Raw genomic sequence first — 13,454 nt, 5'->3', positions numbered from 1 at the left:
GATCAGTACTGCACTTTCTTCTCAACATAGCGGAACTGGATCACGGTGAGTGCAACCACGATCACCATCAGCACGACGGATTGGGCAGCCGAGCCGCTCATGTCCATGGCCTTGAAGCCATCGTGATAGACCTTGTAGACCAGGATGGAGGTGTCCTGGCCCGGACCGCCCTGGGTCGTGGCGTCCACGATGCCGAAGGTGTCGAAGAAGGCATAGACCACGTTCATCACCAGCAGGAAGAAGGTGGTGGGCGACAGCAGCGGGAACTGGATGTCCCAGAAGCGGCGCATGGGGCCCGCGCCGTCGATGGCGGCGGCCTCGATCAGCGACTTGGGGATGGACTGCAGGCCCGCAAGGAAGAACAGGAAGTTGTAGGAGATCTGCTTCCAGATCGCGGCGATGACGATCAGCGTCATGGCGTTGCCGGAGTTCAGCAGGTGGTTCCAGTCATAGCCGATCATGCGCAGCGCATAGGCCACGACGCCGATGGACGGCGAGAACATGAACACCCACAGCACGCCTGCCACGGCGGGCGCCACCGCATAGGGCAGCAGCAAGGCGGTCTTGTAGGCGAGCGCACCCTTGATCACGCGGTCCGCAAAAATGGCCAGCATCAGCGACAGCGCGATGCCGAACACCGCCACCAGCAGGGAAAAGATGGCCGTGGTCTTGAACGAGGCCAGGTAGGCAGGGTCATCCAGCAGATGCTGGAAGTTGGCGAAGCCCACCCATTCGGTGGAAAAGCCAAACGTATCCTGCGCCTGGAAAGACTGCACGATGGCCTGGCCTGCGGGCCAGAAAAAGAAGACCAGCACGATGACCATCTGTGGTGCTATCAGCAGCCACGGCAGCCAGGCGGATCGAAAAAGAACGCGTTTTTCCATGACGGAACTCGGTAGAACAAAACAGCCCGCAAACCGGATGGCCGTGGGGCCGCCGGTTGCGGGCCTGTGATGCACGGTGCGGGCTGCCTGCGCAGCGGCCACGCCGCAGATCACATGGGAGGATTACTTGTTGGCCCGGGCGAAGCGGCCCAGTTGCTCGTTGCCACGGGTGACAGCGGTGTCCAGTGCCTGCTGGGGAGTCTTCTTGCCGGTCCAGATCTGTTCGGTTTCCTCATCGATGATGGTCCGGATCTGAACGAAGTTGCCCAGGCGGATGCCGCGCGACTTGTCGGTGGTCTTGCGGATCATCTGCGTCACGGCGGTGTCGGTGCCGGGATGCTTTTCGTAGAAGCCCGAAGCCTCGGTCAGCTTGTACGCAGCGGTGGTCACGGGCAGGTAGCCGGTGCGCTGGTGGCTGGCGGCCTGGATCTTGGTGTTGTTCAGGAAGTTGAAGAAGTCAGCCACGCCCTTGTAGCGTTCGGCGCTCTTGCCAGCCATCACCCACAGGGAAGCACCGCCGATGGCCGTGTTCTGGGGAGCGCCCTTCACATCGGCGTAGTAGGGCAGCTGCGACTGGCCGAAGGCGAACTTGCCTTCCTTGACCACGCGGGCGTACAGGCCGGAGGAGCCCGTGATCATCGCGCACTCGCCGGAAGCGAAGGCGGCGTCGGGCACGTTGCCGCGGCCCTTGTAGACGAAGCTGCCGTCCTTGGCGGCCTTGGCCAGGTTCTCGAAGTGCTTGACGTGCAGCGGCGAGTTGAACACCAGCTTGGCATCGGTGCCGTCAAAGCCGTTGTTCTTGGTCGCGTACAGGGTGTTGTGCCACAGCGAGAAGCTCTCCAGCTGGGTCCAGCTCATCCAGCTCGTGGTCAGTGCGCAGCGGTGGCCCGAGGCCTTGAGCTTTTCAGCGGCGGCGAACACTTCGGGCCAGGTCTTGGGCGGCTTGTTCTCGTCCAGGCCCGCCTTCTTGAAGGCGTCCTTGTTGTAGTAGAAGATGGTGGTCGAGCTGTTGAGCGGGTAGCTCATCATCTGGCCGTTGGGGGCGGTGTAGTAGCCGGCCACGGCGGAGATGTACTCGCCCTGGTCGAACTTGAAGCCGCCGTCGTTCATGACCTTGGTGACCGGAACCACGGCACCCTTGGAGGCCATCATGGTGGCCGTGCCCACTTCGAAGACCTGCAGGATGTCAGGTGCATTGCCGGCGCGGAACGCGGCGATGGCAGCTGTCATGGACTCGTCATACTGGCCCTTGTAGGTCGGCACGATCTTGTACTGGGTCTGGCTGGCGTTGTACTCCTTGGCCAGGTCGTTCACCCAGTCGCCCAGGGCCGCGCTCATCGAGTGCCACCACTGGATTTCGGTTTGGGCTTGTGCCGAGATGGTGGTGGCCGCGATCGCGGCCGCCATGGCCAGTTGCTTCAGTTGCATGAGGACTCCTCTAGTTCGGTGACGGTTTCAGACCGCTGCCACGGTAAGGCAGGGGCATGACATGTCTGTGTCATTGTTTTCGGATGCTTCTTACCGCACTACAGGCCAAACCCGGTGAGCCGCTGGTCCCGTATGTCAGTCGTGTGACAAAAAATGACACGCGAAGCGGCGCTATTTTAGGTCAATACCATTTCGTTTCAAAAGCACGGGTTGTTCGTATTGGCTCGTTTGTGCTCTTTCTGTATAAGGCCGGTTCGCCGGGGCGTGTCTGCCCCGTGGTGTTGGCGAGGGCTGGCGTCTCAGGGCAAGACGGCGAGCCGCCCAGAGCCCCGTAGGAAGCGGGCCTTCGAGGGGCTCGCTTAAAATTGCGCTCCCACTTGGCTTAGCGGCGCCCCTAGAGCGCCAGACACGGTCTACCCCCATGAATGTACCGATTGCGTTGGCGGCCCTGCAGGCACAGGCAGCCGAACCTGCACGTCTGCGAGAGATTCCCTACAACTACACCTCGTTTTCCGATCGCGAGATCGTGATCCGCCTGCTGGGTACTTCCATGTGGGATGTGCTCAACCAGCTGCGCCAGGAGCGGCGCACGGGCCGCTCAGCCCGCATGCTCTACGAGGTGCTGGGGGACATCTGGGTCGTCCAGCGCAATCCCTACCTGCAGGACGACCTGCTGCACAGCCCCGATCGCCGCAAGGCGCTGGTGGAAGCACTGGAGCACCGCCTGGGCGAGATCGACAAGCGCCGTGCTCCGCAGCAGGACCCCGTGCGCGATGCGCTGGTGGGCCAGCTGGTGGATGCGGCGCGCCGCGCCGTGCATGAGTTCAACGCCACCTTCGTCGAGGCCGAGCAACTGCGCCGCCGGGTGCAAAAGAGCCTGGGCCGCCACACGGCCAAGGACAACATCAAGTTCGACGGCCTGTCGCGCGTGGCCCATGTGACGGACGCCACCGACTGGCGCGTCGAGTATCCCTTCGTCGTGCTCACCCCCGATACCGAAGCCGAGATGGCCGCCCTGGTGCGTGCCTGCATCGAGCTGCGCCTGACCATCATTCCGCGCGGCGGCGGCACGGGCTACACGGGCGGCGCGATCCCGCTGACCTGGCGCAGCGTGGTGATCAACACCGAAAAGCTCGAGGCCATGACGGAGGTGGAGATGCGCCGCATCCCCGGCGTGGACCACGAGGTGCCCACCATCTTCACCGAGGCCGGAGTGGTCACGCAGCGCGTGGCCGATGCGGCCGAGCGCGCGGGCTTCGTCTTCGCCGTGGACCCCACATCGGCCGAGGCCTCGTGCATCGGCGGCAACGTCGCCATGAATGCGGGCGGCAAGAAGGCCGTGCTCTGGGGCACGGCGCTGGACAACCTGGTGTCCTGGCGCATGGTCACGCCCGATGCGCAGTGGCTGGAAGTCACGCGCGTGGGCCACAACCTCGGCAAGATCCATGACGCCGAGATGGCCAGCTTCGAACTGCAGTACTTCGAGGCCGACGGCAAGACCCCCATCCGCAGCGAGCGGCTGGACATTCCCGGCCAGAAATTCCGCAAGGAAGGCCTGGGCAAGGACGTGACCGACAAGTTCCTGTCGGGCCTGCCCGGCATCCAGAAGGAAGGCTGCGACGGCCTGATCACCAGCGCGCGCTGGGTGGTGCACCGCATGCCCGAGCACACGCGCACGGTCTGCATGGAGTTCTTCGGCAACGCCAAGGACGCCGTGCCCAGCATCGTCGAGATCAAGGACTTCATGTTCGCCGAGCAAAAGCGCTCGGGCGTGCTGCTGGCCGGCCTGGAGCATCTGGACGACCGCTACCTGAAGGCCGTGGGCTACGCCACCAAGAGCAAGAAGGGCAACGGCCATCTGCCCAAGATGGTGCTGCTGGGCGACATTGCCGGCGACAACGCCGACGATGTGGCCCGCGTGGCCGCCGAGGTGGTGCGCATCGCCAACTCGCGCAACGGTGAAGGCTTCACCGCCGTCAGCGCCGAGGCGCGCAAGAAATTCTGGCTGGACCGCAAGCGCACGGCCGCCATCTCGCGCCACACCAACGCCTTCAAGATCAACGAAGACGTGGTGATCCCGCTGCCCCGCATGTGGGAGTACACGGACGGCATCGAGCGCATCAACATCGAACTGTCGCTGCGCAACAAGCTCAAGCTGTGCGACGCGTTGACGGACTTCTTCCAGCACGGCGACCTGCCCCTGGGCAAGCAGGACGATGCGGGCGACATCCCTTCGGCCGAACTGCTGGAGGACCGCGTGCAGCAGGCCCTGGCCCTGGTGGCCGATGTGCGCACGCTGTGGCAGGGCTGGCTGGACAACGTGGACAACCTCTTCCAGCAACTGCAGGATCACACGCTGCGCGCGAGCTGGAAGACCCAGCTGAAGGCGCCCATGGCCCAGATCTTCGCGGGCGCGGCCTTCCAGCCGCTGCTGGCCGAAGTCAATGCCATTCACCAGCGCGTGCTCAAGGGCCGTGTCTGGGTGGCGCTGCACATGCACGCCGGCGACGGCAACGTGCACACCAACATTCCGGTCAACAGCGACGACTACGAGATGCTGCAGACCGCCCATGAGGCCGTGGCGCGCATCATGGTGCTGGCCCGCCATCTGGACGGGGTGATCTCGGGCGAGCACGGCATCGGCATCACCAAGCTGGAATTCCTCAGCGACGACGAACTGGCGCCCTTTGCCGCCTACAAGCAGCGCGTGGACCCCGAAGGCCGCTTCAACAAGGGCAAGCTGATCCGCAACGAGAAGCTGCAGGCCGTGGTGGGCCAGAGCCATGACGGCCGCTCGCCGCGCGAATCGCTGATGTTCGCCGACCTGACCAACGCCTACACGCCCAGCTTCGGCCTGATGGGGCACGAGTCGCTGATCATGCAGCAAAGCGACATCGGCGCCATTGCCGACTCGGTCAAGGACTGCCTGCGCTGCGGCAAGTGCAAGCCCGTGTGCGCCACCCATGTGCCGCGCGCCAACCTGCTGTACAGCCCGCGCAACAAGATCCTGGCGACCTCGCTGCTGGTCGAAGCCTTTCTGTACGAGGAGCAGACGCGCCGCGGCGTGTCGCTGCGCCACTGGCAGGAGTTCGAGGACGTGTCGGACCACTGCACGGTCTGCCACAAGTGCTTCAACCCCTGCCCGGTGAAGATCGACTTCGGCGACGTGACCATGAACATGCGCAATCTGCTGCGCAAGATGGACAAGAAGAGCTTCCGGCCCGGCAACAAGCTGGCCATGGCCATGCTCAACGCCACCAACCCGGACACCATCAAGTTCATGCGCTCGGCCATGGTCGGCGTGGGCTTCAAGGCCCAGCGCCTGGCCTCCGACGTGCTCCACAGCCTGGCCAGGAAGCAGACCCAGCATCCGCCGGCCTCGGTGGGGCGCGCGCCGCTCAAGGAGCAGGTGATCCACTTCGTCAACAAGAAGCTGCCGGGCGGCCTGCCCAACAAGACGGCGCGTGCCCTGCTGGACATCGAGGACAAGGACTACGTGCCCATCATCCGCAGCCCGCAGACCACGAACGCGGACACCGAGGCGGTGTTCTACTTCCCCGGCTGCGGCTCCGAGCGCCTGTTCAGCCAGGTGGGCTTGGCCACGCAGGCCATGCTCTGGCATGCCGGCGTGCAGACCGTGCTGCCACCCGGCTACCTGTGCTGCGGCTATCCCCAGCGCGGCAGCGGCCAGTTCGACAAGGCCGAGAAGATGATCACGGACAACCGCGTGCTCTTCCACCGCGTCGCCACCACGCTCAACTACCTGGACATCAAGACCGTGGTGGTCAGCTGCGGCACCTGCTACGACCAATTGCAGGGCTACGAGTTCGGCAAGATTTTCCCGGGCAGCCGCATCATCGACATCCACGAGTACCTGCTGGAAAAGGGCGTGACGCTGCAGGGCAAGGAGGGCTACCTCTACCACGACCCCTGCCACTCGCCCATGAAGCTGCAGGACCCCATGAAGACCGTCAAGGCCCTGGTCGGCGACGGCGTGATCAAGAGCGAGCGCTGCTGCGGCGAATCGGGCACGCTGGGCGTCACGCGCCCCGACATCTCCACGCAGATCCGCTTCCGCAAGGAAGAGGAACTCAAAAAGGGCGAGGCCGCGCTGCGCGCCAGCGGCGCCCTGGCCGAGAAGGACAACGTGAAGATCCTCACCAGCTGCCCCAGCTGCCTGCAGGGCCTGTCGCGCTACGGCGGCGACATGAACAACGGCCTGCTGGAGGCCGACTACATCGTGGTCGAGATGGCGCGCCAGATCCTGGGCGAGAACTGGATGGCCGAATATGTTCAGCGCGCCAACGCCGGCGGCATCGAACGGGTTCTGGTCTGATGGCTGCTTCCGCTTCCTGCCCCCTGTGCGCCACAGAAGGCGGCCTGCCCGTCTGGCGCGGCCGGCGCCTGCGAGTGATCCGCGCCCAGGAAGAGGGCTTCCCGGCCTTCTACCGCGTGGTCTGGAATGCGCATGTGGCCGAGTTCTCCGACCTGGATGCCGCCGACCGCCAGCACTGCATGGATGCCGTGGTCGTGGTCGAGCGCGTCTTGCGTGAGCGCCTTGCGCCGGCCAAGATCAACCTGGCGGCGCTGGGCAACATGGTGCCGCACCTGCACTGGCATGTGGTTGCGCGCTTCGAATGGGACAGCCATTTTCCGGGCTCGGTCTGGGCTGCTGCCCAGCGCCCGCGCAATGGCGATCGCGAGGCCGAGGTGGCAGCGCGCTTGCCAGCCATAGACACGGCGCTGTCGCAGGCACTCGATGCCTGGCAGCAGCACCCCGCCACTGAATGAGGAGCACCGCATGGCCGGCCTGACCCCTGACACCCCAACTCCCGAAGCCCTGACCGTGCATGGCGCATCGCGCGTGCTGGAAGTGGCCTATTCCGACGGCGCAAGCTTTCGCATTCCCTTCGAGCTGCTGCGCGTGTACTCCCCCTCGGCCGAGGTGCAAGGCCATGGCCCGGGCCAGGAAGTGCTGCAGACCGGCAAGCGCGACGTGGCCATCACGGCCATCGAGCCCGTGGGCAACTACGCCATCAAGCCTTTCTTCAGCGACGGGCATGAAAGCGGCCTGTACACCTGGGAATACCTCTACGAACTGGGCCGCCGCCAGGACGAGTTCTGGACCCAGTACCTGGACCGCCTGCAGGAATCCGGCATGGACCGCGACACCCCCATGCCCGGCAAGGCCGGCGGCGGCGGGCACGGCTGCGGCAGCCACTGACGCACTACGCACGCAGGGGCCGGGGCGCGGCGTCTGCCGCGCCGTTCCCGCAGCGCCACATTCAGGACCTTTGCACAGCACAGGGTTATTGGGGGTGGTGCTATATTAAAAATAGCTTGAAAGTCTTTGTTTGAAGGCGTTTCAGGCTGTTTGTTCTTGATAACCCTTGCCCGGCAAAGCCCGTGGCCACACGGGGTTGTCGCTGTACGCATTACTACTGCTTGCTTAGCATCGTTGTTATGAGCACCACACATTTCGGATTCCAGTCGGTGGACGAGCGCGAGAAGGCCAGCCGCGTGCGCGGCGTGTTCGACTCGGTCGCTTCGCGCTACGACGTCATGAACGACCTGATGTCGGGTGGTCTGCACCGTGCCTGGAAGGCCTATACGGTGATGGTGGCCAACCTCAAGGAAGGCGACAAGGCGCTGGACATCGCGGGCGGCACGGGCGACCTGGCCCTGGCCTTCGCCAAGAAGGTCGGCTCCACCGGCCAGGTGGTGCATACCGACATCAACGAAGCCATGCTGCGTGTGGGCCGGGACCGGCTGATCAACAAGGGCGTGATCCTGCCCACCATGGTCTGCGATGCCGAGGCCCTGCCGTTTCCGGACAACCATTTCGATCTGGTCAGCGTGGCCTTCGGCCTGCGCAACATGACGCACAAGGATGCGGCGCTCAAGGAAATGAACCGCGTCCTGCGCCCCGGCGGCAAGCTGCTGGTGCTGGAATTCTCCAAGGTGGCCAAGCCCCTGGAGAAAGCCTACGACTGGTACTCCTTCAAGATTCTTCCGGCCATGGGCAAGCTCGTGGCGGGCGATGACGCCAGCTACCGCTATCTGGCCGAGTCCATCCGCATGCACCCCGGCCAGGAAGATCTCAAGCGCCTGATGCAGGAATGCGGCTTCGGCCATGTGGACTATCACAACATGACGGGCGGCATTGCCGCGCTGCATGTGGGAATCAAGTGCTGAGCGCGTGAGGTGCTCGGTGAGGTGACGGCAACACGATTATTCGAGGAGATGACATGAAAAAGCTATGGTCTATGGTCTTGGTCGCGATGCTGGTGGTGGTCCACGGCACGGCCGACGCCAAGCGCATGGGCGGTGGCGGATCGGTGGGCAAGCAGTCGAGCAACGTGACGCAGCGTGAAGCCGCGCGCGCGCCGACACAGAACACGCCGCCGCAGAACGCCGCCACACAGAACGCTGCAGGCAAGCCGGCCACTGCACCGGCAGCTGCTCCCGCCAAGAAGCCCTGGGGCGCCATGCTTGGCGGCCTGGCCGCTGGCCTGGGCCTGGCCTGGCTGGCGAGCTCGCTGGGCCTGGGCGCCGCCTTCGGCCAGTTCCTGCTGATCGGCCTGCTGGCCCTGGTCATCATGGTGGTGGTGGGCATGGTCATGCGTTCGCGCCGTGCAGCGGCTGGCGCGCAGCAGGCATCGTCCAGCCCCTTTGCCTTCCAGAACGCAGCGCCTGCCGGTGCCGGCAATATCGGTGGCAACGTGGACAGCGCACCGCTGGCACGCCAGTACAACCCCGAGAAGGTCGGCAACGACGCATCGGCCCGTCCCTGGGAGCAGAACCATCAGCCGGCCGCCCTGGCTGCAGGCTCGGGCTCCGGCGTGCAGATCGGCTCGGCCCTGGCAGGCTCGCAGAACTGGGGTGTGCCTGAAGGCTTCGATACCGAGGGCTTCCTCACCGCTGCCAAGCGCAACTTCGTCACGCTGCAATCGGCCTGGGACCGCTCCGACATCGCGTCGCTGCGCGCCATGATGACCGACGAGATGCTGACCGAGATCCGTGGCCAGCTCAGCGAACGCGAGGCCCAGCGTCCCGGCCAGCCCAACCAGACCGACGTGGTCATGATCGACGCCCAACTGCTGGGCATCGAGGACCTGGGCAATGACTACATGGCCAGCGTGGAATTCTCGGGCATGATCCGCGAGGACGCCTCGGCAGGTCCCACACCCTTCCGCGAAGTCTGGAACATGACCAAGCCCAAGAGCGGCAGCAGCGGATGGCTGGTCGCCGGAGTCCAGGCATTGCAGTAATTCCTCTCACTTCGGGAATAATCGGGGACTATGGCAACACAGTCCCCTTTTTCTTTCCTGAACGGCCTCATGGAACGCGTGATGGCCGGCCCGCAACCGCCGCAATGGCTGGTCAGCGAGGTGCATCAGCGCATCGTGCTGTTCCTCAACCATGTGCTGATGCAGGAAAAGGAGGCCACCGAGCGCCTGGTGCGGCAAAAGGGCCGCGTGGCGCGCGTGCAGTGGCGCGGCTACTCCATGGCCCTGCAGATCACGCCGGCCGGCCTGTTCAACGTGGCGCCTGAAGACGCGCAGCCCGATCTGCTGCTCGAAGTGACCGAGACCTCCGCACTGGCCCTGGCCCAGGTGGCCCTGCGCGGCGACAAGCCCTCCATCCGCATCGAAGGCGACGTGCAACTGGCCGCCGACATCAACTGGCTGGTGGACCACGTCGAATGGGATGTGGAGGAAGACCTCGCCCGCATCATCGGCGATGCGCCCGCGCACACCGTGGCCAAGGTGGCCCGCAGCGCTGCCCAGGCGCTGCGCCAGTTCGTGGGCGCCCGCATGGCCGGCAAGCCCGATGCCGATGCCCCCGCCCCTGAAGCCGCACGTTCGGCAGCGCCCGCCAGCGCGCCCGTTGGTTCCCCCGTGGTGTCCCTGCCCGGTTTCGAGAACGACAAGCCATGAGCCGGTTTCTTCGCGGGCTGACCATCCTCTGGGTGGTGTTCCGCTACGGACTCGACGAGCTGGTGCTGTCGAGCTTCGAGCATCCCTGGATGCGCCGCGCACGCGCGGTGCTCACCCTGGGCCGCCGGCTGGACAAGCCGCGCGGCCAGCGCCTGCGCGAGGCGCTGGAGGAGCTGGGCCCCATCTTCGTGAAGTTCGGTCAGGTGCTGTCCACGCGCAGCGACCTGATGCCGCCCGACGTGGCCGAGGAGCTGGCCCGGTTGCAGGACCGCGTGCCGCCCTTCGATTCGCAGATTGCGGTGGACACCATAGAGCGTGCTTTCCGCAAGAAGCTGGACCAGATCTTCGTGAGCTTCGAGCGCGAGCCGGTGGCCAGTGCCTCCATCGCGCAGGTGCACTTTGCCGTGATCAGCGACCGCAACGGCGTGCAGCGCGATGTGGCCGTCAAGGTGCTGCGCCCGGGCATGAAGGCCGTGATCGACAAGGACCTGGCGCTCATGCACATGATGGCGCGCTGGGTCGAGCGGCTGTCGGCCGACGGCAAGCGCCTCAAGCCCCGCCAGGTCGTGGCCGAATTCGACAACTACCTGCACGACGAGCTGGACCTGATCCGCGAAGCCTCCAACGCCGCGCAGCTGCGCCGCAACATGGAAGGCCTGGACCTGGTGCTGATCCCCGAGGTGTACTGGGATTTCTGCCGCAACGACGTGATGGTCATGCAGCGCATGAAGGGCGTGCCCATCAGCCAGGTCGAGCGCCTGCGCGAGGCCGGGGTCGACATCCCCAAGCTCGCACGCGACGGCGTGACCATCTTCTTCACCCAGGTGTTCCGCGACGGTTTCTTTCACGCCGACATGCACCCGGGCAACATCATGGTCAGCCTGGAGCCCGAGACCTTCGGGCGCTATATCTCGCTGGACTTCGGCATCGTCGGCACGCTGACCGAGTACGACAAGGAATACCTGGCGCAGAACTTCACGGCGTTCTTCCGCCGCGACTACAAGCGCGTTGCCGAGCTGCACATCGAAAGCGGCTGGGTGCCGCCGAGCACGCGCGTGGACGAGCTGGAAGCCGCCATCCGCGCGGTGTGCGAGCCGTATTTCGACCGTCCGTTGGCAGAGATCTCGCTGGGCATGGTGCTGATGCGCCTGTTCCAGACCTCGCGCCGCTTCCATGTCGAGATCCAGCCGCAGCTGGTGCTGCTGCAAAAGACGCTGCTCAACATCGAAGGCCTGGGCCGCCAGCTGGACCCCAATCTGGACCTGTGGAGCACCGCCAAGCCCTTCCTCGAAAAATGGATGCTGGACCAGATGGGCCCGCAGCGGCTGTGGCGCGAGCTGCAGGCCGAGGCGCCGCGCTACGCCAAGCTCATTCCCGAGCTGCCGCGCCTGATCCATCGCCGGCTCACGCGCAACTCCGGCGAGCACGACGAACTGCTCAAGGAACTGCTGCAGCAGCAAAAGCTCACCAACCGCCTGCTTCAGGCTATCGTCAGCGCGGGCATAGGCTTTGTGATCGCGCTGATCCTGCTGCAACTGGTGGTGCGCCTGCGCTGGTACTGAGAACACCGACGGGTTTCAAGCCCTCTGACTTTTCCCACTTTGAATCAGGAGTGCCAGCGTGCTGCTCTCAATGGTGATCGCCTACCTGTTCGTGACCATAGCCATCGGCCTGTGGGCGGCCAGGCGGGTCAAGAACACGGCCGACTTTGCAATTGCCGGGCGCCATCTGCCCATGTACATGATCATCACCACCACGTTTGCCACGTGGTTCGGCTCGGAGATCGTGCTGGGCGTGCCCGCCAAGTTCATCGAGGGCGGCCTGCGCGGCGTGGTCGAGGACCCGTTCGGCGCGGGCATGTGCCTGATCCTGGTGGGCCTGTTCTTCGCGGGCAAGCTCTACCGCATGACGCTGCTGACCATCAGCGACTACTACCGCCACCGCTATGGGCGCTCCATCGAGATCGTCTGCTCGCTGATCATCATGCTCAGCTACCTGGGCTGGGTCTCGGCCCAGGTCACGGCGCTGGGCCTGGTTTTCAACCTGCTGTCGGGCGGCATGGTCAGCATTCCCGTGGGCATGGCCATCGGCGTGGTGTCCATCCTGGCCTACACGCTGTTCGGCGGCATGTGGTCGGTGGCCGTGACCGATTTCCTGCAGATGATCATCCTCGTGGTCGGACTCGTGGTGCTGGCCTGGTTTGCGGGCGACATGGCCGGTGGTGCCGACAAGGTCATCGACCTGGCCGTGAGCCGCGACCTGTTCCAGTTCTGGCCCGAACCCAGCTGGCATGACATCCTCTTCTTCTTTGGCGCGGCCATCACCATGATGCTGGGCTCCATCCCCCAGCAGGACGTGTTCCAGCGCGTGATGTCGGCCAACAGCGAAAAGGCCGCCACGCGCGGTACCGTCATCGGCGGCACGGCCTATATCTTCTTTGCCTTCGTGCCCATGTTCCTGGTGACCAGCGCGCTGATCATCATGCCGCAGGAGGCGGCGGAGCTGCTCGGGCAGGACCCGCAGAAGGTGCTGCCCACCCTGGTCATGGACAAGATGCCCTTCGTCATGCAGGTGCTGTTCTTCGGCGCGCTGCTGTCGGCCATCAAGTCCTGTGCCTCGGCCACGTTGCTGGCACCCAGCGTGACCTTCACCGAGAACATCTGGCGCCAGTTCCGCACCCAGGCCAGCGACCGGGAAATGCTGCTGGCCATGCGCATCAGCGTGCTCGTCTTCAGCATCTGCGTGCTGGCCTACTCGATCAAGATGGAAGGAACGCCCATCTATGAGTTGGTCTCCAGCGCCTACCAGGTGCCGCTGGTCGGTGCCTTCGTACCGCTGGTCTTCGGGCTGTACTGGAAGCGCGCCACCACGCAGGGCGCCATTTGCGCCGTGGCACTGGGCATTGGCGTGTGGGTGGTCTTCATGGCCACGCCGGCTTTGCACGAGGCATTTCCGCAGCAATTGGCGGGACTGCTGGCGGCTGTGACGGGGATGTTGGCCGGGTCACTGGCACCCCAGTGGCTGGCCAATCGCAGCGCAGACATTCTTGAGTTCAGGCCCGAAAGGTAAACGCATGCCTGAATGTGACCTGGAAAACAATTGATCACAATTATCGATAGTTATTTTCTATAAAGTTGGCGCTTGGGATCATGGAGGTCCCAAGATGCTGACATGTGCGGTATGAAGCACAGATCCTGACAGT

General features: G+C 64.6%; 10 protein-coding genes. 8 read left to right on the top strand and 2 right to left on the bottom strand.

All coding sequences use genetic code 11. The features are described 5' to 3' along the window. Positions 1-2: 2 nt before the first annotated feature. Both ugpA and ugpB read right to left on the bottom strand, forming a co-directional pair. On the bottom strand, positions 3-884 hold the full coding sequence (ugpA, locus tag ACF8ML_RS03100; protein ID WP_016445667.1) for a sn-glycerol-3-phosphate ABC transporter permease UgpA: 882 nt from the start codon (positions 882-884) through the stop codon (positions 3-5). Positions 885-1,007: 123 nt separating this feature from the next. Further along, positions 1,008-2,312, bottom strand: a complete 1,305-nt coding sequence (gene ugpB, locus ACF8ML_RS03095; RefSeq protein ID WP_012207263.1) for a sn-glycerol-3-phosphate ABC transporter substrate-binding protein UgpB — start codon at positions 2,310-2,312, stop codon at positions 1,008-1,010. A gap of 421 nt (positions 2,313-2,733) precedes the next feature. Between ugpB and ACF8ML_RS03090 the strand changes: the two genes are divergently transcribed. The 8 genes from ACF8ML_RS03090 to ACF8ML_RS03055 all read left to right on the top strand — a co-directional run bounded on the left by ACF8ML_RS03090 (position 2,734) and on the right by ACF8ML_RS03055 (position 13,321). Continuing rightward, positions 2,734-6,648, top strand: a complete 3,915-nt coding sequence (locus ACF8ML_RS03090) for a DUF3683 domain-containing protein (RefSeq protein ID WP_392406255.1) — start codon at positions 2,734-2,736, stop codon at positions 6,646-6,648. After that, the gene (locus ACF8ML_RS03085; protein ID WP_047326551.1) at positions 6,648-7,103 is read left to right on the top strand and encodes an HIT family protein; all 456 of its coding nucleotides are present in this window, start codon (positions 6,648-6,650) and stop codon (positions 7,101-7,103) included. The genes ACF8ML_RS03090 and ACF8ML_RS03085 overlap by 1 nt, the downstream gene beginning before the upstream one ends. Positions 7,104-7,113: 10 nt before the next feature. Further along, entirely contained in the window at positions 7,114-7,536 is a 423-nt protein-coding gene (locus ACF8ML_RS03080; RefSeq protein ID WP_016445670.1) for a gamma-butyrobetaine hydroxylase-like domain-containing protein, read from the top strand. 239 nt (positions 7,537-7,775) lie between these two features. Then, positions 7,776-8,507 carry a bifunctional demethylmenaquinone methyltransferase/2-methoxy-6-polyprenyl-1,4-benzoquinol methylase UbiE gene (gene ubiE / locus ACF8ML_RS03075; protein ID WP_012207259.1) on the top strand — a complete coding sequence of 244 codons (732 nt, stop codon included), beginning with the start codon at positions 7,776-7,778 and terminating at the stop codon, positions 8,505-8,507. A 53-nt stretch (positions 8,508-8,560) separates the two neighbouring features. Continuing rightward, the gene (locus ACF8ML_RS03070; protein WP_016445672.1) at positions 8,561-9,583 is read left to right on the top strand and encodes a Tim44 domain-containing protein; all 1,023 of its coding nucleotides are present in this window, start codon (positions 8,561-8,563) and stop codon (positions 9,581-9,583) included. Positions 9,584-9,613: 30 nt separating this feature from the next. Next, positions 9,614-10,252, top strand: a complete 639-nt coding sequence (locus ACF8ML_RS03065) for an SCP2 domain-containing protein (RefSeq protein WP_026062830.1) — start codon at positions 9,614-9,616, stop codon at positions 10,250-10,252. Continuing rightward, positions 10,249-11,814, top strand: coding sequence for a ubiquinone biosynthesis regulatory protein kinase UbiB (gene ubiB / locus ACF8ML_RS03060; protein WP_016445674.1), 1,566 nt, complete (start codon positions 10,249-10,251; stop codon positions 11,812-11,814). Before ACF8ML_RS03065 ends, ubiB begins: the two co-directional genes overlap by 4 nt. Positions 11,815-11,872: 58 nt before the next feature. Beyond that, positions 11,873-13,321, top strand: coding sequence for a sodium:solute symporter family protein (locus ACF8ML_RS03055; protein ID WP_338499847.1), 1,449 nt, complete (start codon positions 11,873-11,875; stop codon positions 13,319-13,321). Positions 13,322-13,454 lie beyond the last annotated feature (133 nt).

It is taken from the genome of Delftia sp. WSY_10 (assembly GCF_043104705.1).
Taxonomy (GTDB): Bacteria; Pseudomonadota; Gammaproteobacteria; order Burkholderiales; family Burkholderiaceae_C; genus Comamonas; species Comamonas tsuruhatensis.
This window is presented reverse-complemented; position numbering and strand designations above follow the sequence as displayed.

Excerpts from the sequence above, each read along its gene's own strand:
- ACF8ML_RS03070 (WP_016445672.1), top strand. The coding sequence starts at position 8,561 with ATGAAAAAGCTATGGTCTATGGTCTTGGTCGCGATGCTGGTGGTGGTC.
- ACF8ML_RS03085 (WP_047326551.1), top strand. The coding sequence starts at position 6,648 with ATGGCTGCTTCCGCTTCCTGCCCCCTGTGCGCCACAGAAGGCGGCCTG.
- ACF8ML_RS03065 (WP_026062830.1), top strand. The coding sequence starts at position 9,614 with ATGGCAACACAGTCCCCTTTTTCTTTCCTGAACGGCCTCATGGAACGC.
- ugpB (WP_012207263.1), bottom strand. The coding sequence starts at position 2,312 with ATGCAACTGAAGCAACTGGCCATGGCGGCCGCGATCGCGGCCACCACC.
- ACF8ML_RS03080 (WP_016445670.1), top strand. The coding sequence starts at position 7,114 with ATGGCCGGCCTGACCCCTGACACCCCAACTCCCGAAGCCCTGACCGTG.
- ubiE (WP_012207259.1), top strand. The coding sequence starts at position 7,776 with ATGAGCACCACACATTTCGGATTCCAGTCGGTGGACGAGCGCGAGAAG.
- ACF8ML_RS03090 (WP_392406255.1), top strand. The coding sequence starts at position 2,734 with ATGAATGTACCGATTGCGTTGGCGGCCCTGCAGGCACAGGCAGCCGAA.
- ubiB (WP_016445674.1), top strand. The coding sequence starts at position 10,249 with ATGAGCCGGTTTCTTCGCGGGCTGACCATCCTCTGGGTGGTGTTCCGC.
- ugpA (WP_016445667.1), bottom strand. The coding sequence starts at position 884 with ATGGAAAAACGCGTTCTTTTTCGATCCGCCTGGCTGCCGTGGCTGCTG.